This window comes from Streptomyces longisporoflavus (assembly GCF_014649775.1).
In the GTDB taxonomy this organism is placed as follows: domain Bacteria; phylum Actinomycetota; class Actinomycetes; order Streptomycetales; family Streptomycetaceae; genus Streptomyces; species Streptomyces longisporoflavus.
This window is the reverse complement of the sequence record NZ_BMTR01000004.1, coordinates 361,134-383,836: the sequence shown is the minus strand read 5'-3', so window position 1 is coordinate 383,836 and position 22,703 is coordinate 361,134. Positions and strand designations below refer to the sequence as shown.

Annotated in this window: 19 protein-coding genes; 14 read left to right on the top strand and 5 right to left on the bottom strand. The window is 72.3% G+C overall.

Going from position 1 to position 22,703, the window contains the following annotated elements; all coding sequences use genetic code 11:
• The first annotated feature begins 154 nt into the window (after window positions 1-154).
• From IE226_RS10730 to IE226_RS10720, 3 genes are all read left to right on the top strand, one after another.
• Window positions 155-1,774, top strand: a complete 1,620-nt coding sequence (locus IE226_RS10730; protein ID WP_190080843.1) for an ABC-F family ATP-binding cassette domain-containing protein — start codon at window positions 155-157, stop codon at window positions 1,772-1,774.
• 139 nt (window positions 1,775-1,913) lie between these two features.
• Window positions 1,914-2,525, top strand: a complete 612-nt coding sequence (locus IE226_RS10725) for a TIGR03086 family metal-binding protein (RefSeq protein ID WP_190080842.1) — start codon at window positions 1,914-1,916, stop codon at window positions 2,523-2,525.
• Window positions 2,526-2,611: 86 nt separating this feature from the next.
• Window positions 2,612-3,565 carry an AraC family transcriptional regulator gene (locus IE226_RS10720; RefSeq protein ID WP_229870743.1) on the top strand — a complete coding sequence of 318 codons (954 nt, stop codon included), beginning with the start codon at window positions 2,612-2,614 and terminating at the stop codon, window positions 3,563-3,565.
• A gap of 365 nt (window positions 3,566-3,930) precedes the next feature.
• On the opposite strand, the gene IE226_RS10715 is transcribed toward IE226_RS10720, so the two are convergent.
• Entirely contained in the window at window positions 3,931-4,302 is a 372-nt protein-coding gene (locus tag IE226_RS10715; RefSeq protein ID WP_190080841.1) for a CBS domain-containing protein, read from the bottom strand.
• Between the two features lie 135 nt (window positions 4,303-4,437).
• On the opposite strand from IE226_RS10715, the gene IE226_RS10710 reads away from it, so the two are divergent.
• Window positions 4,438-4,587, top strand: a complete 150-nt coding sequence (locus IE226_RS10710; protein ID WP_190081021.1) for a hypothetical protein — start codon at window positions 4,438-4,440, stop codon at window positions 4,585-4,587.
• Window positions 4,588-4,807: 220 nt separating this feature from the next.
• On the top strand, window positions 4,808-5,605 hold the full coding sequence (locus tag IE226_RS10705) for an RNA polymerase sigma factor SigF (protein WP_190080840.1): 798 nt from the start codon (window positions 4,808-4,810) through the stop codon (window positions 5,603-5,605).
• On the opposite strand, the gene IE226_RS10700 is transcribed toward IE226_RS10705, so the two are convergent.
• Entirely contained in the window at window positions 5,602-6,759 is a 1,158-nt protein-coding gene (locus tag IE226_RS10700) for a PAS domain-containing protein (protein ID WP_190080839.1), read from the bottom strand. The two genes, IE226_RS10705 and IE226_RS10700, sit on opposite strands and share 4 nt — an antisense overlap.
• Window positions 6,760-6,844: 85 nt before the next feature.
• Here IE226_RS10700 and IE226_RS10695 point away from each other — a divergent pair, with 85 nt between their 5' ends.
• Window positions 6,845-7,558 (top strand): ANTAR domain-containing response regulator, encoded by a 714-nt coding sequence (locus tag IE226_RS10695; RefSeq protein ID WP_190080838.1) that lies wholly within the window; start codon window positions 6,845-6,847, stop codon window positions 7,556-7,558.
• 570 nt (window positions 7,559-8,128) lie between these two features.
• Window positions 8,129-9,355: an aminotransferase class I/II-fold pyridoxal phosphate-dependent enzyme gene (locus IE226_RS10690; protein ID WP_190080837.1), complete on the top strand. Its 1,227-nt coding sequence runs from the start codon at window positions 8,129-8,131 to the stop codon at window positions 9,353-9,355.
• Here the strand turns inward: IE226_RS10690 and IE226_RS10685 are convergent.
• Together IE226_RS10685 and IE226_RS10680 are read right to left on the bottom strand one after the other, a co-directional pair.
• A complete protein-coding gene (locus tag IE226_RS10685) occupies window positions 9,352-9,978 on the bottom strand; it encodes a DedA family protein (RefSeq protein ID WP_229870741.1) in 627 nt (208 codons plus the stop codon). The two genes, IE226_RS10690 and IE226_RS10685, sit on opposite strands and share 4 nt — an antisense overlap.
• Window positions 9,975-10,763, bottom strand: coding sequence for an MBL fold metallo-hydrolase (locus tag IE226_RS10680; protein WP_190080836.1), 789 nt, complete (start codon window positions 10,761-10,763; stop codon window positions 9,975-9,977). The genes IE226_RS10685 and IE226_RS10680 overlap by 4 nt, the downstream gene beginning before the upstream one ends.
• Window positions 10,764-10,880: 117 nt before the next feature.
• Here IE226_RS10680 and IE226_RS10675 point away from each other — a divergent pair, with 117 nt between their 5' ends.
• From IE226_RS10675 to IE226_RS10665, 3 genes are all read left to right on the top strand, one after another.
• A complete protein-coding gene (locus tag IE226_RS10675; protein ID WP_190081000.1) occupies window positions 10,881-11,285 on the top strand; it encodes a hypothetical protein in 405 nt (134 codons plus the stop codon).
• Between the two features lie 74 nt (window positions 11,286-11,359).
• Window positions 11,360-13,510 (top strand): phage holin family protein, encoded by a 2,151-nt coding sequence (locus IE226_RS10670; protein WP_190080835.1) that lies wholly within the window; start codon window positions 11,360-11,362, stop codon window positions 13,508-13,510.
• 81 nt (window positions 13,511-13,591) lie between these two features.
• Window positions 13,592-15,004 (top strand): amino acid permease, encoded by a 1,413-nt coding sequence (locus IE226_RS10665; protein ID WP_190080834.1) that lies wholly within the window; start codon window positions 13,592-13,594, stop codon window positions 15,002-15,004.
• Between the two features lie 10 nt (window positions 15,005-15,014).
• Here the strand turns inward: IE226_RS10665 and IE226_RS10660 are convergent, their stop codons facing one another.
• A complete protein-coding gene (locus IE226_RS10660; protein WP_190080833.1) occupies window positions 15,015-16,676 on the bottom strand; it encodes a DUF6345 domain-containing protein in 1,662 nt (553 codons plus the stop codon).
• A 286-nt stretch (window positions 16,677-16,962) separates the two neighbouring features.
• Between IE226_RS10660 and IE226_RS10655 the strand changes: the two genes are divergently transcribed.
• The 4 genes from IE226_RS10655 to dnaK all read left to right on the top strand — a co-directional run bounded on the left by IE226_RS10655 (window position 16,963) and on the right by dnaK (window position 22,607).
• Entirely contained in the window at window positions 16,963-18,024 is a 1,062-nt protein-coding gene (locus IE226_RS10655) for an ATP-binding protein (protein WP_190080832.1), read from the top strand.
• Window positions 18,025-18,246: 222 nt separating this feature from the next.
• Window positions 18,247-20,058 (top strand): vWA domain-containing protein, encoded by a 1,812-nt coding sequence (locus tag IE226_RS10650; RefSeq protein WP_190080831.1) that lies wholly within the window; start codon window positions 18,247-18,249, stop codon window positions 20,056-20,058.
• A 73-nt stretch (window positions 20,059-20,131) separates the two neighbouring features.
• Window positions 20,132-20,557 carry an OsmC family peroxiredoxin gene (locus tag IE226_RS10645; protein WP_190080830.1) on the top strand — a complete coding sequence of 142 codons (426 nt, stop codon included), beginning with the start codon at window positions 20,132-20,134 and terminating at the stop codon, window positions 20,555-20,557.
• Between the two features lie 136 nt (window positions 20,558-20,693).
• Entirely contained in the window at window positions 20,694-22,607 is a 1,914-nt protein-coding gene (gene dnaK / locus IE226_RS10640) for a molecular chaperone DnaK (protein WP_190080829.1), read from the top strand.
• Window positions 22,608-22,703 lie beyond the last annotated feature (96 nt).

Sequence of the window (22,703 nt, the reverse complement as noted above, 5' to 3'; positions counted from 1 at the left end):
AAGTCGCAAAACCGACGGGGCGGGTCGGGGCGGGGCGGGAAGGCGGGACGGGCCTAGGCCGGACGCGGGCGGGGGAGGGAGTGGGATGCCCGCCGGGCAGGGGGTGGCTAAACGCATTTGCGGTGGTGCGCGCCGCCCACGGACAATCCCCCGCATGGGACATCTAGAAGCCGCGCACATCGAGTACTACCTGCCGGACGGCCGAGCTCTGCTCGGTGATGTCTCCTTCCGTGTCGGCGAGGGCGCCGTCGTCGCCCTCGTCGGGGCGAACGGCGCGGGCAAGACCACCCTGCTCCGCCTGATCTCGGGCGAGATCCAGCCGCACGGCGGCACCGTCACCGTCAGCGGCGGCCTCGGCGTCATGCCGCAGTTCGTGGGCTCCGTACGCGACGAGACGACCGTGCGCGACCTGCTGGTCTCCGTGTCGAACTCCCGCATCCGCGAGACCGCGAAGGCCGTGGACGTCGCCGAGCACCTGATCATGACCGTCGACGACGAGGCGGCCCAGCTCCAGTACGCCCAGGCGCTCTCCGACTGGGCCGAGGCGCACGGCTACGAGGCCGAGACGCTCTGGGACATGTGCACGACGGCCGCGCTCGGCATCCCGTACGACAAGGCGCAGTTCCGCGAGGTCCGCACCCTCTCCGGCGGCGAGCAGAAGCGGCTCGTGCTCGAAGCCCTGCTGCGCGGCGGCGACGAGGTGCTGCTCCTGGACGAGCCGGACAACTACCTCGACGTACCCGGAAAGCGGTGGCTGGAGGAGCGGCTCAAGGAGACCCGGAAGACCGTTCTCTTCGTGTCCCACGACCGCGAGCTCCTCTCCCGCGCCGCCGAGAAGATCGTCAGCGTCGAACCGGGGCCCGCGGGCGCCGACGCCTGGGTGCACGGCGGCGGCTTCGCCACCTTCCACGAGGCGCGGCGCGAGCGGTTCGCCCGCTTCGAGGAGCTGCGCAGGCGCTGGGACGAGAAGCACGCCCAGCTGAAGAAGCTGGTGCTCAGCCTGCGCCAGGCCGCGTCCGTCAGCCATGAGCTGGCCTCGCGGTACGCCGCCGCGCAGACCCGGCTCCGCAAGTTCGAGGAGGCGGGGCCGCCGCCGGAGCCGCCCCGCGAGCAGGACATCACCATGCGGCTGCACGGCGGGCGTACGGGCGTCCGGGCGATCACCTGCAAGGGGCTCGAACTGACCGGCCTGATGAAGCCCTTCGACCTGGAGGTCTTCTACGGCGAACGGGTCGCCGTCCTCGGCTCGAACGGATCGGGCAAATCGCACTTCCTGCGCCTCCTCGCGGGCGGCGACGTCGCCCACACCGGCGAGTGGAAGCTCGGCGCGCGCGTCGTGGCGGGCCACTTCGCGCAGACCCACGCCCACCCGGAGCTCTTCGGCCGCACACTCCTGGACATCCTGTGGCGCGAGCACGCCCAGGCGAAGGGGCCCGCCATGGCGCGCCTTCGCCGCTACGAGCTCACCGGACAGGCCGAGCAGCGCTTCGAGCGGCTCTCGGGCGGCCAGCAGGCGCGCTTCCAGATCCTGCTCCTGGAGCTGGAGGGCTCCACCGCCCTGCTGCTCGACGAGCCCACCGACAACCTCGACCTCGAATCGGCCGAGGCCCTCCAGGAGGGCCTCGAGGCCTACGAGGGAACGGTCCTCGCCGTGACGCACGACCGCTGGTTCGCCCGCTCCTTCGACCGCTACCTCGTCTTCGGCAGCGACGGCCTCGTACGCGAGACGCAGGAGCCGGTCTGGGACGAACGCCGGGTGGAGCGCGCACGGTAGCGGGGGCTTCGTGTTCCGGTGCGGGGGCTTCGGGTCCGGGGAGGCCGCTGCGGCCTCCGGTTCCGGGGAGGGCCGGCGTACGCCTCCGGGAAGGCCGTGACCGGTAGCGCCTCCCGGCTCCGGGAGGACAATGGCGGGTATGGCAGACACGACTGGCACAGCGGACCCGTCCGACCAGGCGGGTCACCCGCTCCTCGCCCGGCACGCGGCCGCCCTCGAACTGTTCACCGACCGCGTGCACGCGGTCGGTGCCGACCAGTGGGACGCGGACACGCCGTGCACCGACTGGTCGGTGCACGACCTCGTCGACCACCTCACCACCGAGCAGCTCTGGGTGCCCCCGCTCGTCCGTGACGGCGCCACCATCGACTCGGTCGGCGACGCCTTCGACGGTGACATGCTCGGCCCCGACCCGGTCGCCTCCTGGGACACGGCGGCCGAGGCGTCCCGTGAGGCGTTCGGCGAGCCGGGCGCCCTCGACCGCACGGTCCACCTTTCCTCCGGCGACTCCGGCGCGGACTTCTACTGCGGGCAGATGATCAGTGACCTCGTCGTACACGCCTGGGACCTCTCCCGGGCAATCGGCGCGGACGAAAAGCTTCCGGATGACCTCGTCTCCTTCTCGCTGCGGGAAATCAAGCCGTACGCTGCGGACTTGGCGAAGACAGGGCTCTTCGCCCCCGCGGTGGAGCCACCACAGGGCGCCGACGAGCAGACGGAGCTGCTGAGTCTGTTGGGCCGCAAGGTGTAGCCGCCGGGGAGCACGAGCGACATCGGGGGAGCGGGTGGTCACGCGTGAGCGCCGAGGCGTTGAGGACGTCTTTCAGGACCGCGGACGTGGACGAGGCACGGCAGATGATCGGTGCCACGTTCTACAGCAACTACATGGACGTCATCGACGGACCGCGCGCTTTCCGGGCCGAGTTCGACATCGGACAGCTCGGCTCGCTCACCGTCGGCCAACTGAGCTGCGGCGCCGATGTCCGGATGCGGCTCGGCGAGCTGGGCGCCTACCACGTGAACATACTGCTCGGCGGGCACATGCGCTTCCGGCAGGGCGGCGGCGCGGGCACCGTCGCGACGGCGGAGCGAGCCGGGGTCTTCCAGCCCGTCGGCGACACGGTGGTGGAGCGGTGGACCGGCGACTGCCGGGTCCTCGCCGTGAAGATGGGCCGCGAAGCGCTGGAGCGGCGTCTGGAGCAGCTCCTCGGCAGGCCGGCCCGCGCCCCGCTGGCGCTGGCCCCCGAACTCGACACCACCCGCGGCCCGGGCCGGAGCTGGACCCGGCTCGTCACCACGGTCATCCAGGATCTGCGCGAGGAGCCCGACGCCACCTCGCAGGCCCGGGCATCGCTCTACACGTCGCCGCTGGTCGCGGCGCCCCTTCAGGAGGCGATCCTGAGCGGCCTGCTGCTCGCCGTCGATCATCCCTTCCGCGCCGAACTCACCGCGCCGGCGGACAGGTTGCGGCCCGCGCCGGTGAAGCGCGCGATGGACGCCGTCCACGAGCGGCCCGAGCACCCGTTCACACCCGCCGGGCTCGCCGCCGAGGCGCGGGTCGGGGTGCGCTGGCTCCAGGAGGCGTTCCGCCGTTACGTGGGCATGTCGCCCATGGCGTACGTACGGGATGTGCGGCTGACCCGCGTGCGCGACGAACTGCGGGCGGCGGAACCCGGCGCGCTCAGCGTGAGCGAGGTGGCGCACCGGTGGGGCTTCACCCATCTGAGCAGGTTCGCCGAGCAGTACCACGCCAGGTTCGGGGAGCTGCCCTCCGAGACGCTGCGGGGCTGAAGCCGCGCGGCTGAAACTGAAACTGCGGGGCTGGTCCTTCGCCGGCGCCGTGCGCTATACGGACAGTGGCTGCGTTCAGCGGATCGCGCCCCGGGGAGCGACGGATTTATCGTTTCACCTGTCACCGGCTGGGCCGGTCGTCGCCCATGGACGCGTAACCCGCCCCTGGAGCAACGGCCGTGACGGACCACCGGGGATGATCCGGCCCGGCCCCCGGCCGGGCCGGGCCCGCGCCGCGGGTCCGGTCGCTCCCCCCGCACCACCCGTGCAACCGGACCCGCTCCCTGCGGACCGGGCCAGGACCCCGCCCGGCCCGGGGCCGGGGCGGTTCTCCGCGGTTTTCCGGGGTCCTCTCCGTCCGGTCGTCAGGCCGACGCTGCGAGGTCGCTGAGCGTCACCATGCCCACCGGCCGCCCGTCCTCGACGACGGGCAGCCTGCGCACGGCGTTCTCGAGCATCAGGCTGACCGCCGAGGACACCGCGTCGTCCGGGGCGACCATCACCGGGTCCGGCGTACAGACGGCCTGCGCGCTGACGGTGAGGGGATCGGCGCCGTCGGCGACGGCCCGCAGCGTGATGTCCCGGTCCGTGAGCACGCCGACCACCCGGCCGGCCGTGGCCACCAGAACATGACCGATGTCCTGCGCGCGCATCAGCTGCGCCGCTTCCACCAGCGAGGCGTCGGGGCCCACCGCCACGACCCCCGGTGTCATGACGTCCCTTACGACAACAGCCATGGCTCGGCCCTTTCTGTGGGGTGTCCGGGTCCCGCCGCAGTACCCCTGCGCGGCCACTCCATTCGGGGTTTGCCCCGACGAAGCGGGGAGACCCGGCCGGAGCACCCCCCACGGCGATCGGGGAGAGAAGGAGTCATGGCGGTTCTCGCTGTGTTCATCCCGGTGGTGATGCTGGGCGTGGTCCTGGCACTCGGCCGGTACGAGGAGTGGTTGCTGGCCTCGGCCGCGCAGGTCAAGCGCGTCGCGCAGGCCGACGAGGCGGAAGTCGCGCACCGCGCCGCATGACGGCGCAGGGGCGGTGCCCACCGTCTGCGGGCACCGCCCGCGCGGCACGCGTTTGTTTGTCGCCGGGACCTCGGGGCAGGCGGACTTGACAGTGCTTCGGACCGGAGGCACGTCCGTGGGAGCGGCTTCGCTCGCCCGGGTGTGCCCGTCGCGGCCCCGCGCGCATCCCACGGTGACCCTTCAACGCAAAGGCCACCCCATAAGGGAGTTGCGACGCATCATGCGACCCGACGCGCGACAGACTAAGCGCCACCCGCACGACGACGCCCCCGACACGGCAGCAGCATTCCGCAGGCTCACCGAGATGCCGCACGGGCCCGAACGTGACGCCCTGCGGCAGGAGTTGGTCAAGGCCTGGCTGCCGATGGCCGAGCGGCTCGCGGGCCGGTTCCGCAACCGCGGCGAAGCGCTCGACGACCTGCGCCAAGTCGCCGCACTCGGCCTGGTCAAGGCCGTCGACCGGTACGACCCCGAGCGCGGCAGCGCCTTCGAGAGCTACGCCGTGCCGACCGTCACCGGTGAGATCAAGCGGCACTTCCGCGACCACATGTGGACCCTGCATGTGCCGCGCCGCGTGCAGGACCTGCGCAACCGGGTGCGGTTCGCGCGCCAGGAACTGACCCAGACCGTCCCCGGCCACACGCCGACCCTCGCCGAGATCGCCGAGAAGGCGCAGCTGTCCGAGGAGGACGCGGCCACCGGCCTCGAGGCCCTCGACAGCTTCACCGCGCTCTCCCTGGACGCCGAACTGCCGGGCAGCGAGGACGGCTACGCGCTGCGGGACGCGATCGGCGGACCCGACCCGGCGCTGGACGTCGTCATCGATCGCGAAGCCGTCAAGCCGCGCATAGCCGCGCTGCCGGAGCGGGAACGCGACATCCTCTACATGCGGTTCTTCGGCGACATGACACAGAGCCGCATCGCCGAGCAGCTCGGCATCTCCCAGATGCACGTGTCCCGCCTGATCAGCCGCTGCTGCGACCGCCTGCGCGACCAGGTCATGCAGGACGCCGCCTAGTCGCGGCCGGCCGCCCCGGTGTCCCGGGTCATGGCCAGCGCGATGTGCCGTGACATCACGTCGACCGCCTGCGCCTCGGCCATCGAGAAGGCCAGCCGGGCCCCGCTCCTGAACAGCGTGAGGACACCTTCCACCGGACCGTCCGGACGCCCCTTCAGCGGCACGCACAGCAGGGACGTCACCTGCGCGCGTACGAGGACGGGGGCGCCGGACGCGTCCCGGCCGAAGGACTCCGGGTCCTCCGGACGGACCTGGAGCACAAAAGCCCCGCCGCGTGCCGCCTCGACCACCAGGGGGCACGCGGCGGGGTCCTGTGCGAGGACGTCGCCGACCGGCGCGTCCCCGGGCCCGAGGACGGTCGTACGCCGTTGCCCCGCCGCTCCCTCGTCGGCCACCACCCAGTCCGCGAACCGCCCGTGCAGGACATCGGCGGCGCGTTCGAGCACGGCCGTGCGGTCCCCGGCGGGAGCGGTGAGCAGGGCGGTGGTCATGGCGTCCGAGAGGTCGAGGCGGGCCGCGTGCCGGGTCGCCTCGCCGAGGTCGGGAGCCGGCGCGTGGGCCCGGAAGGTCTCCAGCGGCACCCCGCGCGAGCCGGTGGGCCGGGTGCCCGGTTGCAGCACCACCAGAACCGCCGTGCGCGGCTCGGCGCCCGGCCGCAGCGCGGTGAGCGTGGCGCGGACCGGGAGGTGCGGAGCGCGCTGGAGATGGACGGTGAGGCTGCGGTCGCCGTCGCCGCGGGCGACCGCCGCGGTCTGCGAGCGGAACGCGACCCGGTCCGCGTGCAGCAGGAATCCGGTCAGGGGCCTGCCGGTGGCGTAGCCGGCGCGTGCGCCCGTGAAGCCGGTCGCCGCGGCGTTCATCCGCCGGACCACCGACTCCCGGTCGACCAGCGCGACGGGCAGGGGCAGGCTCTGGAAGATGGCCCGAAGGAGTCGCTGCTCGTCCCGGTCGGGCACGCTGCCGCCGAGGTGTCCGTCCGCGGCGAGCTGTTCGTAGAGGGGCATCAACCGTTCGGCGACGTGGTCGAGTTCGAAGATCGCCGCGTCGAGGACCGTGCCGAGATCGTCCGGCGGTACGGAGCGGGCCGATTTCAACTCGGTGACGCGGCGCACGAAATCGGCGATGTCCTCACCGAACTCCTCCGTCTTGGCCATGTGCCGAACGTAACCGCTGGCGCCGTTTCCCGGGGGGGGCCTCGCGGGAACGCGGGAACTCGGGGACACGGAGGAGGAAACCATCATGCCCCTCGCACCCGAACCGGACCTGGCAGGACCGGAATCAGTGATGCCGGGACGCAGGCTCTCCGAACTCGCCGAACAGGCCGTGCGCTGCACCAGCGCGTGCTGCGGAGCGGGCACGACCGTATCGGAAGGCGGCAGCGAGCACCCCGCCGCCGTGACCCATCCCGACCTGGCGGGGCTCGTCTCCGTCCAGCTGCGCTCGGGCGAGGGGCCCATTCCGGCCGCGCAGGAGCGGGGCGCGCCGGTGGAGACCGGCGATCTGCTGCGGGACGAGCGGTGGCCCGAGTACCGGGCCATGGCGCTCGACTCCGGCGTGCGCTCCAGCATCACGCTCCCCTTCCAGCGCGCGGGGCTCACGGTCACCCTGACCCTCTTCAGCTTCCGCCCCGGCGCCCTGGACGACGCCCGGCACGGCCCCGCCATGGCGCTCGGCGACCTCGCCACGACGGGCCTGGTCCGCGACCGCCGCTACCGCGCGGCCCTCGCCGAACTCGACCACCTCGGCACGGCCCTGCGCACCCGCCCCGTCGTCGACCAGGCCTGCGGCATCATCATGCACGCCCTGACCTGCGACGTGGACAAGGCCTTCACCATGCTGCGCCGCATCTCCCAGACCACCAACCGCAAGCTGGCCGATGTCGCCGCGGCGGTGGTGGAGACCCGCGGCAGGGGCCTGGAACGGGAACTGTCACGTCTGGCGGCCGAAGACTGACCGCGCCGCGACTTGCGGCGGGTCACTGGGTCGGGGGCTGACTGGGCTGCGGCCTGTGGTGGGGCGCCGGGTCGGGGGCTGACTGCGCCGGGGCTTGCGGGGGACCATCCGGTCGGGGACTGGTCGCGCCGCGGCTTGCGGGGGACCACCAGGCGGGGGACTGACTGCGCCGGGGCTTGCGGGGGACCATCCGGTCGGGGACTGATCGCGCCGCGGCCTGCGGCGGGTCGCCGGGTCGGGGGGCGGCTGCGCCGGGGCTTGTGACGGGACACCGGGCCGGGGCTGACTGGGCTGCGGCCTGTGGCGGACCATCCGGCCGGGGACTGCCCGCGCCGCGATCTGCGGGGGCCCATCCGGTCGGGGGCTGATCGCGCTGCGGCTTGCGGGGGACTGTCCGGTCGGGGGCTGATCGCGCTGCGGCTTGCGGGGGACTGTCCGGCCGGGGACTGACTGGGCTGGGGCCTGTGGCGGGCCATCCGGCCGGGGGCTGACCCCGCTGTGACCCGCGGTGGGCCACTCGGCCGGGGTCTTCCGCGCGCGCCGAGCGGGCCGCCGCGCTTCGATGGGTGCATGCGGACGGAAACCGAAGGCCGTGGCCCCGTCCGGTACGGGCCGCCCCTGCCGGAGCCGGGGCTGCCCGTCCTGCCGGGGCTCTCCGCCGTGCTCGCCGGTGCCGCGGACCGTGCCCACGCCGAACCGCCCGGTGGCAGCCACGCCCTCCTGGACGCCGCGAGCGGCCACTGGGCCCGGCGGGGCCTGTGGACGGCGCGGGACCAGGTCGTCGCCGCGCCCGGCGCCGCACCCCTGCTGCTCGCCCTGACCGCCGCGCTCGGCGGCGGTGACGTACTGCTCCCGCGGCCCTGTTCCGCCTGGTGGGCACCGCAGGTGCGGCTGCTGGGCCGCTCCGTCTACCACGTGCCGACGCCCGCCGAATGCGGCGGCGTCCCCGATCCGTACGCCCTCCTGGAGACCGTCCGCCGTATCCGCGCCGAGGGCGGCACCCCGCGCCTCCTCGTACTCTCCGTCGCCGACGACCCGACCGCCACCGTGCCGCCGCCGGAGCTGCTGCACGAGGCCGTGGAGGCGGCCGCGGACGAGGGGCTGCACGTCGTCAGCGACGAGACCTGGCGCGACACCCTGCACCGGCCGCACGACACCCTGCTCATAGGCCCCGCCGAGATGGCTCCCGACCGGGTGACGGTCCTCTCCGATCTCTCCGGCGCGTTCCTGCCGCCGGGCTGGCCCGCCGCGGTCGCCCGGTTCCCGTCCGGCGACCACGGCGCCGCACTGCGGGACCGCACCCTGGACGTCCTCACCGCGCTCGGCGCGAGCCTCACGGCACCGGTCGCGGCGGTGGCGACGTACGCCCTCGGCGAGCCCGACGAGGTGACCGAACGCCTCGTCCGCGCGACCCGTCTGCACGCGCGTGTGGCCGCCGCGGCCCGGCGCGCGGTCCTCGCGGCGGGCGCGCTCGCCCTGCCCCCGCGGGCGGGCCGCCACCTCTACGCGGACCTCGGCCCGCTCCGCCCCGCCCTGGCCGCCCACGGAGTCGGCGACGCGCAGGACCTGGAGAACTTCCTCGCCGCACGCCTGGCCATGCCCGCACCCGGCGGCCACCGCTTCGGCGACGACCCGGCCGCACTGCGCGTACGCCTGTCCACCTGGCCGCTGCTCGGCGCCACCCGGTCCGAGCGCCTGGCCTGCCTCGACGCGGCAGACGCGCTCGAACTGCCGCACGTGCAGCGGGCGTTGCACACCCTCGCCGCGGCCTTCGGCGAGCTTCGCGGCAGCCCCTAGGACGCGGTACGCCGGACCTTGCGCCACACCGCGGGACCCGCGCTGATCAGCACCGTCAGAGCGACCGCCACCACCACGCCCTGCCACGGCTCCTTGAAGAGGGAGCCGCCGAGAATGCCGATCAGCTGGTACGTCAGGGCCCAGGCGAGGCACGCGGGCACGTCCCCGCGGGCGAACTCGCGCAGCGGCATCTTCGCCATCAGACAGGCCAGCATCACCGGAATCCGCCCGGCGGGCACGAGCCGGGACAGGACCAGCACGAGCACGCCGTGGTCCGCGAGCTTCTCCTGCGCCTGCGCGAGACGGTCCTCGGGAGCCCGGTCACGGATCGCCGCGAGCCAGCGCGAACCGTTCTTCGAACGCATCCCGCGCCGCCCGAGCCAGTACAGCGCGATGTCCCCGAGGAACGCGGCGAGCGCCGACACCCCGAACACGATGAGCAGCGAGAGGGGCGCCGTCTGGTGCACGGCCACCACGGCGGCCGAGCTGACCAGGGCACCCGTGGGCACCACGGGCACCAGCGCGCCCAACACGATGAGCAGGAACAACGACGGGTAGCCGACCGCCTGTTGCGTCGACTCCGGCGTCACCCCGAGGGCCCCGAAGGGCAAGGCGAGGATCACCGGTGATCTCCCCGGCTGACCTCGGGCCGCACGCTCTCGCCGTGCTCCAGACGGTGCACCGCCACCCCGGGCGCGAGCCGCGCCGCCTGGCGCACGAACTCCTCGCCCGGCGTGTGGAACTCGTGCGGCCGCACGGCGTCCATGCCGATCGGCCAGTACGTCCCGTAGTGCACCGGCACCGCGCTTCTCGGCGCGAGCCGCGCCAGGGCGAGGGCCGCCCGGGCCGCGTCGAGGTGACCATGGCCGAGATACGGGCCCCAGCCGCCGACCGGAAGCAGCGCCACGTCGACATCTCCGACCTCGTCGGCCATCGAGTCGAAGAGCCCGGTGTCCCCGGCGAAGTACGTCCGGGCCTCACCCCGCACCACGAAGCCGAGCGCGGGCGTGCCGTGCGGTCCCACGGGCAGCCGCCGCCCGTCGTGCCGGGCCGTCACCACCCGTACGGTGAGGTCGCCGACCCGCACCTCGTCCCCCGGCACGACTTCCACCAGGTCGAGACGGGCAAGCCTGCGCGCGAGCCCCGGCACCTGCCGCCGGGAGCCGCGCGGAAGCAGCACCCGGGTGCCGGGCGCGATCCGCGCGAGGGAGGGCAGATGCAGATGGTCGGCGTGCAGATGCGAGAGGAGCACGACATCGGCGACGGCCGCGCCTGCGGGCGGGAGCGCGCCCCTGCGCCGGCGCAGATGGGCCAGACGCCGGGCGAACAGCGGGTCCGTGAGCACCCGAAGTCCCGAATCCTCGACCGTGCAGGTGGCATGACCCCACCAGGTGATCTCCACCGGCACTCCGGTTCCTCCTTCACGCGACTGTTTACGAGCCTACGGCCAGGAGTAGGGTCTTCGGCTGACGCCAGTGGTGAGGACGCCAGAGGTGAGGGGGACGCGATGAGAGATGCCACGAGCGTGAGCGTGGTGCGGGTCGCGGCGATCGCCAGCCTGACACCGCTGGAAGAACTGGACGACGACCCCTTCCTGGTGGACTCCCGCAGCCAGCACGCGATGTGCGCGCGATGGGCCGCCGCCAGGGGGTACGTGGTCACCCGCGAACTCGTCGTACGCGGTCTTCCCGCCGACCACGCCGTGCTCTGGGCCGACGTCGACGAGGGGCTCGTGGACCTCTTCGTCGTGCCGAGCCGCCGGGTCCTGGACAGCGCGCTGCGCTCACCGGACGAATTCACCGCGGAGTGCGGGCGGCGCGGCGTGCGCATCGAGACGGCGGGCCTCGCGGAACCGTCGTACGACGCGGTCATGAAGGCCCATGTCCACCGTCGTCTCTCCATGCCGACCGCGGGATACGACGGTCGCTGACCTGTCGCCGCCCGCCCGTTCACCCTGTGACACGCTGGTGTCCGGATCTTTCATGAAACGTGAGGCGGCGCTGCGTGCGAAGAGAGCGATGGCGGGCGGTCGGCAGCGTGCTGTGGCGCTCCGTCGCCGTATGGCTGGTCAGCACGCTCACCATGCTCGCGCTCGCCGGGATCCTGCCCGACTTCCAGCTGCAGTCCGACAACGGCGACAGCGCCACCCGCATCGCGAGCACCGCCGCCCTCGGCGCCGGAGCCTTCGGGCTGCTCTCCTCCCTGGTGTGGCCCCTGCTCGTGCGGGCCCTGCTGCTCGTGCCCGCGCTCGTCCTCGGGCTGCTCGCCTTCGCCCTCAACGGCTCGCTGCTGCTGCTCGCCCTCAGGCTCATCCCCGACGGCCGCGGCGAGGCCAACCCCGAGACGGCCGTGGTCGTCGCCGCCGTCATGTCCGCCGTCGCCTCCGCCACCGGAGGTGCCCTCGCCGTCCGCGACGACGACGCCTACCGCCGCCGTCTCTACCGCCTGGCCGACCGCAGACGCAGGCGCCGTGCCGAGGGCCAGACCGGCCCCGTCCCGCCCGGCACCGTCTTCGTCCAGCTCGACGGCGTCGGCCACGACGTCCTGCGCACCGCCGCGGACAACGGCCTGATGCCGACCGTCGCGGGCTGGCTCGGCCACGGCGGCGCGCCCAGCCACCGCCTCACCCCCTGGCGCACCGACTGGTCGAGCCAGACCGGGGCGAGCCAGCTCGGCATCCTGCACGGCTCCAACCACGACGTCCCCGCCTTCCGCTGGTACGAGAAGGACACCGGCGAGGTCATGGTCTCCAACCGGCCCGCCTCCGCCGCGGAACTCCAGCGCCGGGCCATCGAGCGCACCGGCGACAGCGGCCTCCTCACCCTCGACGGAGCCAGCCGCGGCAACCTCTTCAGCGGCGGCGCCGAACAGCTCGCCCTCGTGCTCTCCATGGCCGCGCGGCGAGGCAAGGAGAACCGTTCGCGCGCCGGGTACTTCGCCTACTTCTCCGATCCCGCCAACGCCGTCCGCACCGCCCTGTCCTTCGTCGCCGAGGTCGGCCGCGAGATCGGCGAGTCCACCCGCGCCCGGATCAGGAAGCAGCGCCCGCGCATCGGCCGCGGCGGGCTCTACCCCTTCATCCGCGCCTTCGCGACCGTCGTCGAGCGTGACGTCGTCGTCGCCGCGGTCATCGGCGACATGCTCGCCGGGCGCAGCGCGGTCTACGCCGACCTCGTGGCGTACGACGAGGTGGCCCACCACTCGGGGCCCAGCGGCAGCGACGTCGACAAGGTCCTCCAGCGCCTCGACCGGTCCCTCGCGCTGCTCGCGAAGGTCGCCGAACACGCCCCCCGCGCCTACCGCATCGTGGTCCTCTCCGACCACGGCCAGAGCCCCGGAGAGACCTTCCGCGCCCGCTACGGCCTCACCCTCGGCGACCTCGTCAGGGCGGGCTGCGGCCTGCCCGTGCCACGCAAGGCTCGGCGCACCCACAGCGGCGCCGAGGCCCGCTCGGCGGTACGTGCAGCGCTGCGCCGCCCCGTCGAGGAAGGCGCCGGCAAGGACCGGCCCGCGGGCGAGGCGGAACCCGTCGTGCTCGCCTCCGGCAACCTCGGTCTCGTCTCCTTCCCCGACGTCCCGCACCGCATGACCCGCGAGGAGATCGACCAGCGCCACCCGGCGCTCCTGCCCACCCTCGCCAACCATCCCGGCATCGGGTTCCTCCTCGTGCGCGGCGAGGACGATCGTGGTCCGGTCGTCCTCGGGGCGCGCGGCAGCGAGGTGTACCTCGACGAGGAGCCCGGCGAGCCGGGGCCGCTGGCCGACTTCGGGCCCGGCGCCGCCGACGCCGTGCGCCGCACCGACGGCTTCCCGCACGTCGCCGACATCATGGTCAACTCCTGGTACGACCCCGAGGACGGCGAAGTCCTCGCCTTCGAGGAGCAGATCGGCTCGCACGGCGGGCTCGGCGGCGCCCAGGCCCGCCCCTTCCTCCTGTCGCCCCTCGTGCTCTCCGCACCGGTCGACGACGGCCGGGAACTCGTCGGCGCCGAGAAGGTCCACGAGGTACTGCGGCGCTGGCTCGGCGAGTACCAGGGCCCGGAGGTTCCGCTGGTGGGAGGGGCTTCCACGGCCGCGGACGATTACCGGCAGGGCGGCCGGGGCGACACAGCTTTTGCGGTCACCGACCCTGCCGCGCAGGACAAAACACGCTGATTTTGTACGGTTCCCGCCGTGCCCGACCATGTCTCTCGCCCCGGCGATCCCGGGCCCCGCACGATGAGAGGCACCACCCCCATGCACGACACCGGAACCGTGACCCAGCCGGCTCCGGCCCCCGACCAGGCGGAACAGCGGAGCGAGCAGCCCACGGAGCAGCACGCGGAGCCCGGCAGCAGGCACGCACGCCGCTTCGGCCTCCCCATCGCCACCTGCCTCGTCATGGGCAACATCATCGGCGGCGGCATCTTCCTGCTCCCGGCCTCCGTCGCTCCCTTCGGGACCATCAGCCTCGTCGCGTTCGGGGTCCTGACCGCGGGCGCCATCGCCCTCGCCCTGGTCTTCGGACGGCTCGCGCAGCGCGATCCGCGCACCGGCGGCCCGTACGTCTACGCCCGCGCCGCGTTCGGCGACTTCGCAGGCTTCCTCGCCGCCTGGTCCTACTGGGCCACGGCCTGGGTCTCGAACGCCGCGCTCGCCGTCGCCGCCGTCGGCTACCTGGACGTCCTGATACCGGTGGGTGACCACAAGTGGACCGCCTGCCTGGCCGCCTTGGTCCTGCAACTCCTGCCCGCGCTCGCGAACTTCGCGGGCACCCGGTACGTCGGCGCCGTCCAGGTCGTCGCCACCGTCCTGAAGTTCCTGCCGCTGATCCTGGTCGCCGTCGGCGGTCTGTTCTTCTTCGACAGCGCCAATCTCGGCCCCTTCCAAGCGAGCGGCGACAGCCCGGCCGGTGCGATCTCCGCCTCCGCCGCGATCCTGCTCTTCTCCTACCTGGGCGTGGAATCGGCCGCGGTCAGCGCCGGTGAGGTGCGCGACCCGCGGCGCAACGTCGGGCGCGCCACCATCCTGGGCACCCTCGGCGCCGCCCTCGTCTATCTGCTCGGCACCGTCGCCGTGTTCGGCACCGTCGCCCACGACAAGCTCGTGGGCTCCACCGCGCCGTTCTCGGACGCCGTCAACGTCATGTTCGGCGGCTCCTGGGGCGGTACGGCGGTGGCGCTCGCGGCGGTCGTCTCGATCCTCGGCGCCCTCAACGGCTGGACCCTCCTGAGCGCCCAGACGCCGTACGCCGCCGCCAGGGACGGGCTCTTCCCCGCCGCCTTCGGCAAGAAGAAGCGCGGTGTGCCGACCGTTGGCGTCCTGGTCACCGTCGTCCTCGCCTCGCTGCTCACCGTCTACAACTACACGGCCGGATCGAGCGGCGTCTTCGAGTCCCTCGTCCTGATCACCACGTTCACCGCGACCGTGCCCTACCTCCTGGCCACCGCCGCGCAGATCTACTTCCTCGTCTCGGGGCAGGGCGAACGCGTCAACCGCGCGCGCCTGGTGCGGGACGGCATCCTCGCGGGCGTCGCGTTCGGGTTCTCCATGTGGCTCGTCGCCGGGTCCGGATACGCGGCCGTCTACCAGGGCATCCTGTTCCTCTTCGCGGGCGTGCTCGTGTACGCGTGGATGGCGGCCCGCAAGGAGCGGACCGCCACCCACTGATGTTTCCGTACTACCTGGCGAGCGGTGCGACCACCCAGCGGCGCGTGGTGAACATGCCGTCGGACGGGCCGATCTCGATCAGCTTGCGGGCGGCCGGGTAGGCCTCGTTGCCCTCGATCTCATAGCCGACCTCGAAGGTGCCCGGCACGTCCCTGACTTCGGGCTCCTGCGGCGCCTTCGCCCCCTTCGCGCCCTTCTCGCCCCGGCCGCCCGGCTCACCGGCCGTCACCGCGGCGAGCTCGGCGAGCAGCTGCCGCTGGGCCGCCGCGAGCAGCTCACGCGGGTCGCGGGCCCTCGGTGCCGTGGGTGCTGCCGACGCGGACTTGCCGCCCTCGGGAGGCGGTGCGACGTCGGTGCTCGGCTCGCGCGTCGTGCCGGTGGCCTCGCGGGTGGAGATCTGCGCCTGGACGACGGTCGCGTCATTGTCCAGGACGACCCGGATGAGACCGCGGTCCGGCGTGATCACCGGCACGCCGTCGAAGACCTGCCGGAACGTCACATGGGTTTCGAGGGACACCGGCTGCCCGAGCTCGGAGCCGTCCTTCGCCCCGGAGTTCTGCATCAGGTCGTGCACGCTGTCCACGACGAGCTCGGCGCCGTCCGCGTGCCGCTCGGCGAACTCCCGCGCCGCCTCGATCGCCCGCTCCGTGGGCAGCTGCCGCAGGTTGCGGTGGTTGGCCTCGGCGAGCTTGACCCACCGGATCGCGTGCGGAGCCGTGGAGACGGTCCGGTCGCCGGAGGCGGCACTGAGCACGCCCTGCCGCTCGACCTGCACCTCTTGCAGCGCCGCCGACGGGAAGTCGGCGATACGGCCCATCTTGGTGAGTTCGGCGCCCGGGTCGCGCGGCGCGAGCTGCACGATCTGCGGGCTGCCCGGCGGCTGCGTCAGCGGCTCCCTGAGGCTGTCGCGCGCGTTGTACCAGCGCCACGCGTACCAGTTGTCCGGCACGTGCTCGCGGTAGAGGGTGCGCTCACCGTTGAGGCGGGCGGTGGCCTCCGCCTGGTTGGCGCCGACCGCGCAGACCGAGGGTGCCTGGCCCTTGTAGATGTCCCAGCTCGCGTTCAGCCAGGCGTCGGCGAACGTCTGCCCGGCCCGCCACTTCTCCCAGAACTTCTTGCCGTAGTCCGGACTGTCGATGCTGACGGTCTCGAACCCGAAGATCATGCGGAAGCCGATGTTGGGGCCCGCCCAGGTGCGGATCGGGGAGTGCCCGCCGAGGACCCGCAGCGAGGTGCAGGTGGACCAGAAGACGTAGTTCGCCTTCTCGTTGCCGAGCGCCATCCGGTTGGAGACCGCGTCACTGCGGCCGTCCCAGACCGCGCCGAGCGGCGCGAAGAAGACGCCGTTGTTGTCCATGCCGCCGTGGCCCGAGTGGTAGACGGCCACCACCGCGTCCATGCCGTACCGGTCCTGCCAGTTGTCGTACGTCTCCTCGTACGCCCAGACCTGCGCCCCGCCGTCCGCGAACCAGAAGTTGCGGTCGTAGAACTGCTGGAGATACGCCAGCCATCCGCCGGCGTCGGCGTGCGTGTGGAAGAGAGTGTTCTGGTTGACGAACTTCTGGATGCTGAAGGCACCCCACCAGCCGAACGTCGAGTCGCGGGTGCCTGCGGCCTCTGACTTCGCCCCTTCCAGCGGGGACGGACCGCGGTCCGAGTAATTCATGCGCATGGCCAAACCCCCTGAGTGATCTCCTCGTCCGTGCGAGGGGCCTCAAAGTGTCACCGCCCGCCTGCCTTGCCCAGTTGCCATTCAGGCCATAGCGACCGCGCACCGGGACTTCTACCCCATCTCAGACGCCCCGCCGAGGGGCGCGCGGAGCGATACGCGGCGGGCTCCAGTGCCGCTCGCCGCTGCGGAAAATGGTGTGCGCCCCGGCTCCGGCAGCGCACACACTGTTCGCACCGGACCTCGCGCACCTGCGCGCCCCCCTCGAACATCTCCAAGGAGCCCGCGCGTGCAGGCAGCCGTCAGTGTCACCCCCGCCAGGATCCCCGAGCTGCTGCTCGGCCTCGCGACGGTGCGGCCCGTTTTCATCTGGGGGGCGCCCGGCATCGGGAAGTCGTCCCTGGTGCGTACGTTCGCCGACTCGCTCGGCCTGGAGTGCGTGAGCCTGCTGGGCACCCAGCTCGCTCCCGAGGACCTCATCGGCGTACCGCAGATCCGTGACGGACGGTCCGTCTTCTGCCCGCCGGAGTCGATCGCGCGGGACGAGCCGTACTGCCTGTTCCTCGACGAGCTGAACGCGGCGACCCCCGACGTGCAGAAGGCGTTCTACTCCCTGATCCTGGACCGGCGCATCGGCGATTACGAACTGCCCGAGGGCTCGATCGTGATCGGCGCGGGCAACCGTGCCACGGACAACGCCCTGGCCCGGCCGATCTCCTCGGCCCTGGTCAACCGCCTCACCCATGTGCACCTTTCGGCCTCGGCGACGGACTGGCTCGGGTGGGCGGTGCCGCACGGAATCCACGCGTGGATCACGGACTACCTGACCGACCGCCCCGACCACCTGTGGTCGAAGCCGCCGAAGACGGAGGAGCCCTTCTCGACGCCCCGGTCCTGGCACATGCTGTCGGACGCGCTGCATTCCTTCGGGCCGACGCTGGACGAGGAGACCCTGAAAGTCATCGCCCACGGGACGCTGACGCCGGCCCACGCGGTGGCGTTCTGCGGTTACGTGAAGGTCGTGCGGAGCCGTTTCGGGCTCGACGCGATCCTCAAGGGCGACGCGCGGTGGCCGCACCGGCCGGAGGAGCGGGATCTCCTGTACTACCTCGCGGAATCTTTCCGGGGACGGCTGGCGAAGGACCTTCCGGCGTCGAAGGAACACGCGTCCCCGGCGGTCCGGCAGACGGCATACCGGGCCAAGTCCCTGCTGGTGCAGCTGGCGGAGATCTCGGTGGAGGTCGCCCAGATCGTCATCGCGGACGACGTGGACGGCAATCCGCTGCTGCCGGCTTGGTTCTTGGTGGAGGCGGCGAGGGACATGCCCAGGCTGGTGGAGGCCAGACGGTGAGTTTCCCCCACCCCGCCCCTTCCCGAAAACCCGCTCGGCGCAGGGGCCTTGTACGTACCGCAATCACCGGCTTCGCCGAGTTCGTCCTCAAACGCCGGACGGGCTGGAACTTCCAGCACGTCCGGGCGGAGCCCCGGGGAGGCCCCCGCGCCGAGCGGGTTTTCGGGAAGGGGCGGGGTTGGGGACAGGAAAGGCCGTTCACGAACACCAGGAGTCACCCGCATGACCCGCCGAGCCAAAGCCAAGAACACCGAAACACGCCCCGACCCCGCAACAGAGGCCTACCTCAAGGGACTTGAGATGGTCCGGCGCAACCCAGCCCTCGACTCCCTCGACGCGACCTTCTGCCGCACCGCATGCAAATCCGTACCCCCGCACGGCTATGCGATGGTCGACTCCGACGGCTGCGTCCACGCCCACCCCACCCGCCACGCCGAGCCCGCCGCATGGGCATGGGCCTTGGCCCACTGCCTCCTCCACCTCGGCTTCGGCCACGTCCCCGCGGCCACGGAGAAGCGGAGGACCCAGCCCGACCGGTACGACCTCGCCGCCCGCTGCGTCGTCGTGAACCGCTTCCAGCAGACCTTCCCCGTGGGCCGCCCGCCCGACACGATCCCCGCCGAATTCCCCGGCGGCGACGAGGAGCAACTCGCCGCCCGCTGGCGCCGCGACGGCATCCCCGCCGGGTACGAGCACTGCGGCGCCGGCGGCACCGCACCCGACCAGATGCTCGTACCCTGGTCCAGCTGGTACGGCCCCGCCAAGGACTGGCAGACCGACTTCGCCCGCGCCCTCACCCGTACCGTCTCCGCCGCCATGGACGTGGCGGGCGGCCGGCGCGACGAGCTCAAGGGCGAGCGCGTCCCCACCCGCCCCTGGGAACGCGCGCTCAGCTGGTTCGTCTCCTCCTACCCCCTCCTCGGCGGCATCGCGGCAGGCATGACGATCGTCGCCGACGCCGAACTCGCCCGCGCCCACCAGATCTCCGTGGCCGCCGTGCACGCCGAGGCGGGGGAGATCTACATCAACCCGCTGAAGCGGTACGAGGACGAGGAGTGGAGGTTCATCCTGGCCCACGAGATGCTGCACGCCGCGCTCAAGCACGGCGACCGCCGCGGCGCCCGCGACCCGTACCTCTTCAACGTGGCCGCCGACTACGTCATCAACGGCTGGCTGCGCGAGATGGGCGTCGGCGAGATGCCCGAGGGGCTGCTGTACGACCCGGAGTTGGCGGGTCTGTCCGCGGAGGAGGTCTACGACAGGATCGTCACGGACCAGCGGCGCATGCGACGTCTCGCGACGACCCTGCGGGGCAAGGGACGCGGCGACATCCTGGGCGAGCCGCTCGGCGCACCCGTCGGCGACTACGTCGACCTCGACGAGTTCTACCGGCGCGGCCTCGTCCAGGGCTTCGATCTGCACCGTCAGCAGAACCGCGGACTGCTGCCGGGCGGCCTCGTCGAGGAGATCCGCGCGCTCGCGCATCCGCCCGTGCCGTGGGACGCCCGACTGGCCCGCTGGTTCGACGAGTTCGTGCCGCGCCCCGAACCCCTGCGCAGCTACGCCCGCCCCTCGCGCCGCCAGGCATCGACCCCCGGCATCCCGCGCGCGGGCCGCTACCACCCGCCCGAGGAGATCGCCCGCTGCACCTTCGGTGTCGTACTCGACACCTCCGGCTCCATGGACCGCCGTCTGCTCGGCAAGGCGCTTGGCGCCATCGCCTCGTACGCCGCCGCACGCGACGTACCGGCCGCCCGCGTCGTCTTCTGCGACGCGGCCCCGCACGACGCGGGCTATCTGCCGGTCACGGAGATCGCGGGACGGGTCCGGGTGCGGGGGCGGGGCGGCACCGTGCTGCAGCCCGGCATCGATCTGCTCCAGCGCGCGGACGACTTTCCCGCGGCGGCACCGGTACTGGTGATCACCGACGGGGAGTGCGACGTGCTGCGGGTGCGCAGGGAGCACGCGTACCTGCTCCCGTCCGACGGACGCCTCCCGTTCACCGCCCGTGGGCCGGTCTTCCGCGTGCGCTGACCCGGGGTGTGATCGGATGGGCGCACGGAGGTTCCGCAACACATCACGGAACCGCACTGAAGGGATCTGCATCGTGGCTACCACGCGCTCCGCGCACACGGTCTGGGAAGGCAACCTGCTGGAGGGCTCCGGCACCGTCACCTTCGACTCGTCCGGGATCGGCGAGCAGGCCGTGTCCTGGCCGTCCCGTGCCGAGCAGGCCAACGGCAAGACCAGCCCGGAAGAGCTGATCGCCGCCGCGCACTCCAGCTGCTTCTCCATGGCCTTCTCGAACGGTCTCGCCAAGGCCGGCACCCCGCCGACCCGCCTGGTCACGTCCGCCGACGTGACGTTCCAGCCGGGCACCGGCATCACCGGCATCCACCTCACCGTCGAGGGCACGGTGGACGGCATCGACGAGGCGGCGTTCACCGCCGCCGCCGAGGACGCCAAGAAGAACTGCCCCGTGAGCCAGGCGCTCACGGGTACGACGATCACGCTGACGGCGAAGCTCGCCTGACGTAGTCCGGAACGTGCCGCCGTCCCTCGCGGGGCGGCGGCACAGCCATATGCGGCATTGACAATAAGCCGCTCAAGTTTTGTGATGGAGGACGGAGTACGCCGGGAAACGGGCTCGCGGTGGAAGGAGACTGGACATGGCACGTGCAGTCGGGATCGACCTCGGTACGACGAACTCGGTGGTGGCCGTCCTGGAGGGCGGTGATCCAACGGTCGTCGCGAACGCGGAGGGGGCGCGCACCACCCCCTCGGTCGTCGCCTTCGCGAAGAACGGCGACGTCCTCGTCGGAGAGGTCGCCAAGCGGCAGGCGGTCACCAATGTGGAGCGCACCGCACGCTCCGTCAAGCGGCACATGGGCGACGTGAGTTGGCGCTTCCCGGACGACGGTTCGGTGGACGGAACGCGGTACACCGCCCAGGAGCTCTCCGCCCGTGTCCTGCAGAAACTCAAGCGCGACGCCGAGTCCTATCTGGGCGAGGACGTCACGGACGCGGTCGTCACCGTCCCCGCGTACTTCGACGACACACAGCGCCAGGCCACGAAGGAGGCCGGCGAGATCGCGGGCCTGAACGTGCTCCGCATCATCAACGAACCGACCGCCGCCGCCCTCGCGTACGGCCTCGACAAGGGCGACGACCAGACGGTTCTCGTCTTCGACCTCGGCGGCGGCACCTTCGACGTCTCGCTCCTGGAGATGGGCGACGGCGTCATCGAGGTGAAGGCCACCAACGGCGACACGCAGCTCGGCGGCGACGACTGGGACCAGCGGATCGTCGAGTACCTCGTGCGGCAGTTCAAGAACGCGCACGGAGTGGACCTCGGCAAGGACAAGATGGCGCTGCAACGGCTGCGGGAGGGTGCGGAGAAGGCGAAGATCGAGCTGTCGTCGTCGAGCGAGACGGACATCAACCTGCCGTACGTGACGGCGTCGGCGGAAGGTCCCCTGCACCTGGCGGAGAAGTTGACGCGGGCTCAGTTCCAGGAGTTGACGGCGGACTTGCTGGAGCGGTGTCGTGTCCCCTTCCACCAGGCGGTGAAGGACGCGGGCGTGAAGCTGTCGGACGTCGATCACGTCATCCTGGTGGGTGGTTCGACGCGGATGCCCGCCGTGACGGAACTGGTCAAGGAACTCACCGGGAGCGAGCCGCACAAGGGGGTCAACCCGGACGAGGTGGTGGCGCTCGGCGCGGCGCTCCAGGCCGGTGTGATCAGGGGAGACGTGAAGGACGTCCTGCTCCTCGACGTGACCCCGCTGTCCCTGGGCATCGAGACCAAGGGCGGCATCATGACCAAGCTCATCGAACGCAACACGACCATTCCCACCCGGCGTTCGGAGACCTTCTCGACCGCCGAGGACAACCAGCCGTCGGTCGGCATCCAGGTCTTCCAGGGCGAGCGGGAGATCGCGGCTTACAACAAGAAGCTGGGCGTCTTCGACCTCACCGGGCTGCCTCCGGCGCCGCGCGGCGTCCCCAAGATCGAGGTCACGTTCGACATCGACGCCAACGGAATCATGCACGTGTCCGCGAAGGACGAGGCGACCGGCCGCGAGCAGCGCATGACGGTGACGGGCGGTTCCGCGCTGCCCAAGGACGACATCAACCGCATGGTGCGGGAGGCCGAGGAACACGCGGAGGAGGACCGCAAGCGACGCGACGCCGCGGAGACCCGCAACCAGGCGGAGCAGCTCGTCTACCAGACGGAGCGGTTCATGCGGGAGAACGAGGAGCGGATCCCCGCCGAGACCAGGACCGAGGTGGAGGCGGCGGCCACGGAGCTGAAGTCCCTGCTGAAGGACAGGGCCGACGACACCGCGGCGCTGCGCGTGGGCGTGGACAAGCTGGCCACGGTCAGCCAGCGTATGGGGCAGGCCATGTACTCGGCGGCTTCTGGCGAGGGCGCGGGTTCTGGCGGGGGCGCGAGTTCTGGCGGGGGCGCCCAAGAGCAGGGGGCTCCTGAGGAGGGCGTGGTCGACGCGGAGATCGTGGACGACGAGAAACCGGGGGGTCCGGAGGGCCCGGGGGAGCAGGATAAGCGGGCCGGGGAGTAGCGCGCCGTCGGTCACCGGCTTCGCCGAGTTCGTCCTCAAACGCCGGACGGGCTGATTCCCGCCGGACGGGCTCTGCCCGCCCGTCCGGCGATTCAT

Coding starts and splice junctions, on each gene's coding strand:
- IE226_RS10730 (WP_190080843.1), top strand. CDS start 155: ATGGGACATCTAGAAGCCGCGCACATCGAGTACTACCTGCCGGACGGC.
- IE226_RS10725 (WP_190080842.1), top strand. CDS start 1,914: ATGGCAGACACGACTGGCACAGCGGACCCGTCCGACCAGGCGGGTCAC.
- IE226_RS10715 (WP_190080841.1), bottom strand. CDS start 4,302: ATGGCTGTTGTCGTAAGGGACGTCATGACACCGGGGGTCGTGGCGGTG.
- IE226_RS10710 (WP_190081021.1), top strand. CDS start 4,438: ATGGCGGTTCTCGCTGTGTTCATCCCGGTGGTGATGCTGGGCGTGGTC.
- IE226_RS10705 (WP_190080840.1), top strand. CDS start 4,808: ATGCGACCCGACGCGCGACAGACTAAGCGCCACCCGCACGACGACGCC.
- IE226_RS10700 (WP_190080839.1), bottom strand. CDS start 6,759: ATGGCCAAGACGGAGGAGTTCGGTGAGGACATCGCCGATTTCGTGCGC.
- IE226_RS10695 (WP_190080838.1), top strand. CDS start 6,845: ATGCCCCTCGCACCCGAACCGGACCTGGCAGGACCGGAATCAGTGATG.
- IE226_RS10690 (WP_190080837.1), top strand. CDS start 8,129: ATGCGGACGGAAACCGAAGGCCGTGGCCCCGTCCGGTACGGGCCGCCC.
- IE226_RS10665 (WP_190080834.1), top strand. CDS start 13,592: ATGCACGACACCGGAACCGTGACCCAGCCGGCTCCGGCCCCCGACCAG.
- IE226_RS10660 (WP_190080833.1), bottom strand. CDS start 16,676: ATGCGCATGAATTACTCGGACCGCGGTCCGTCCCCGCTGGAAGGGGCG.
- IE226_RS10650 (WP_190080831.1), top strand. CDS start 18,247: ATGACCCGCCGAGCCAAAGCCAAGAACACCGAAACACGCCCCGACCCC.
- dnaK (WP_190080829.1), top strand. CDS start 20,694: ATGGCACGTGCAGTCGGGATCGACCTCGGTACGACGAACTCGGTGGTG.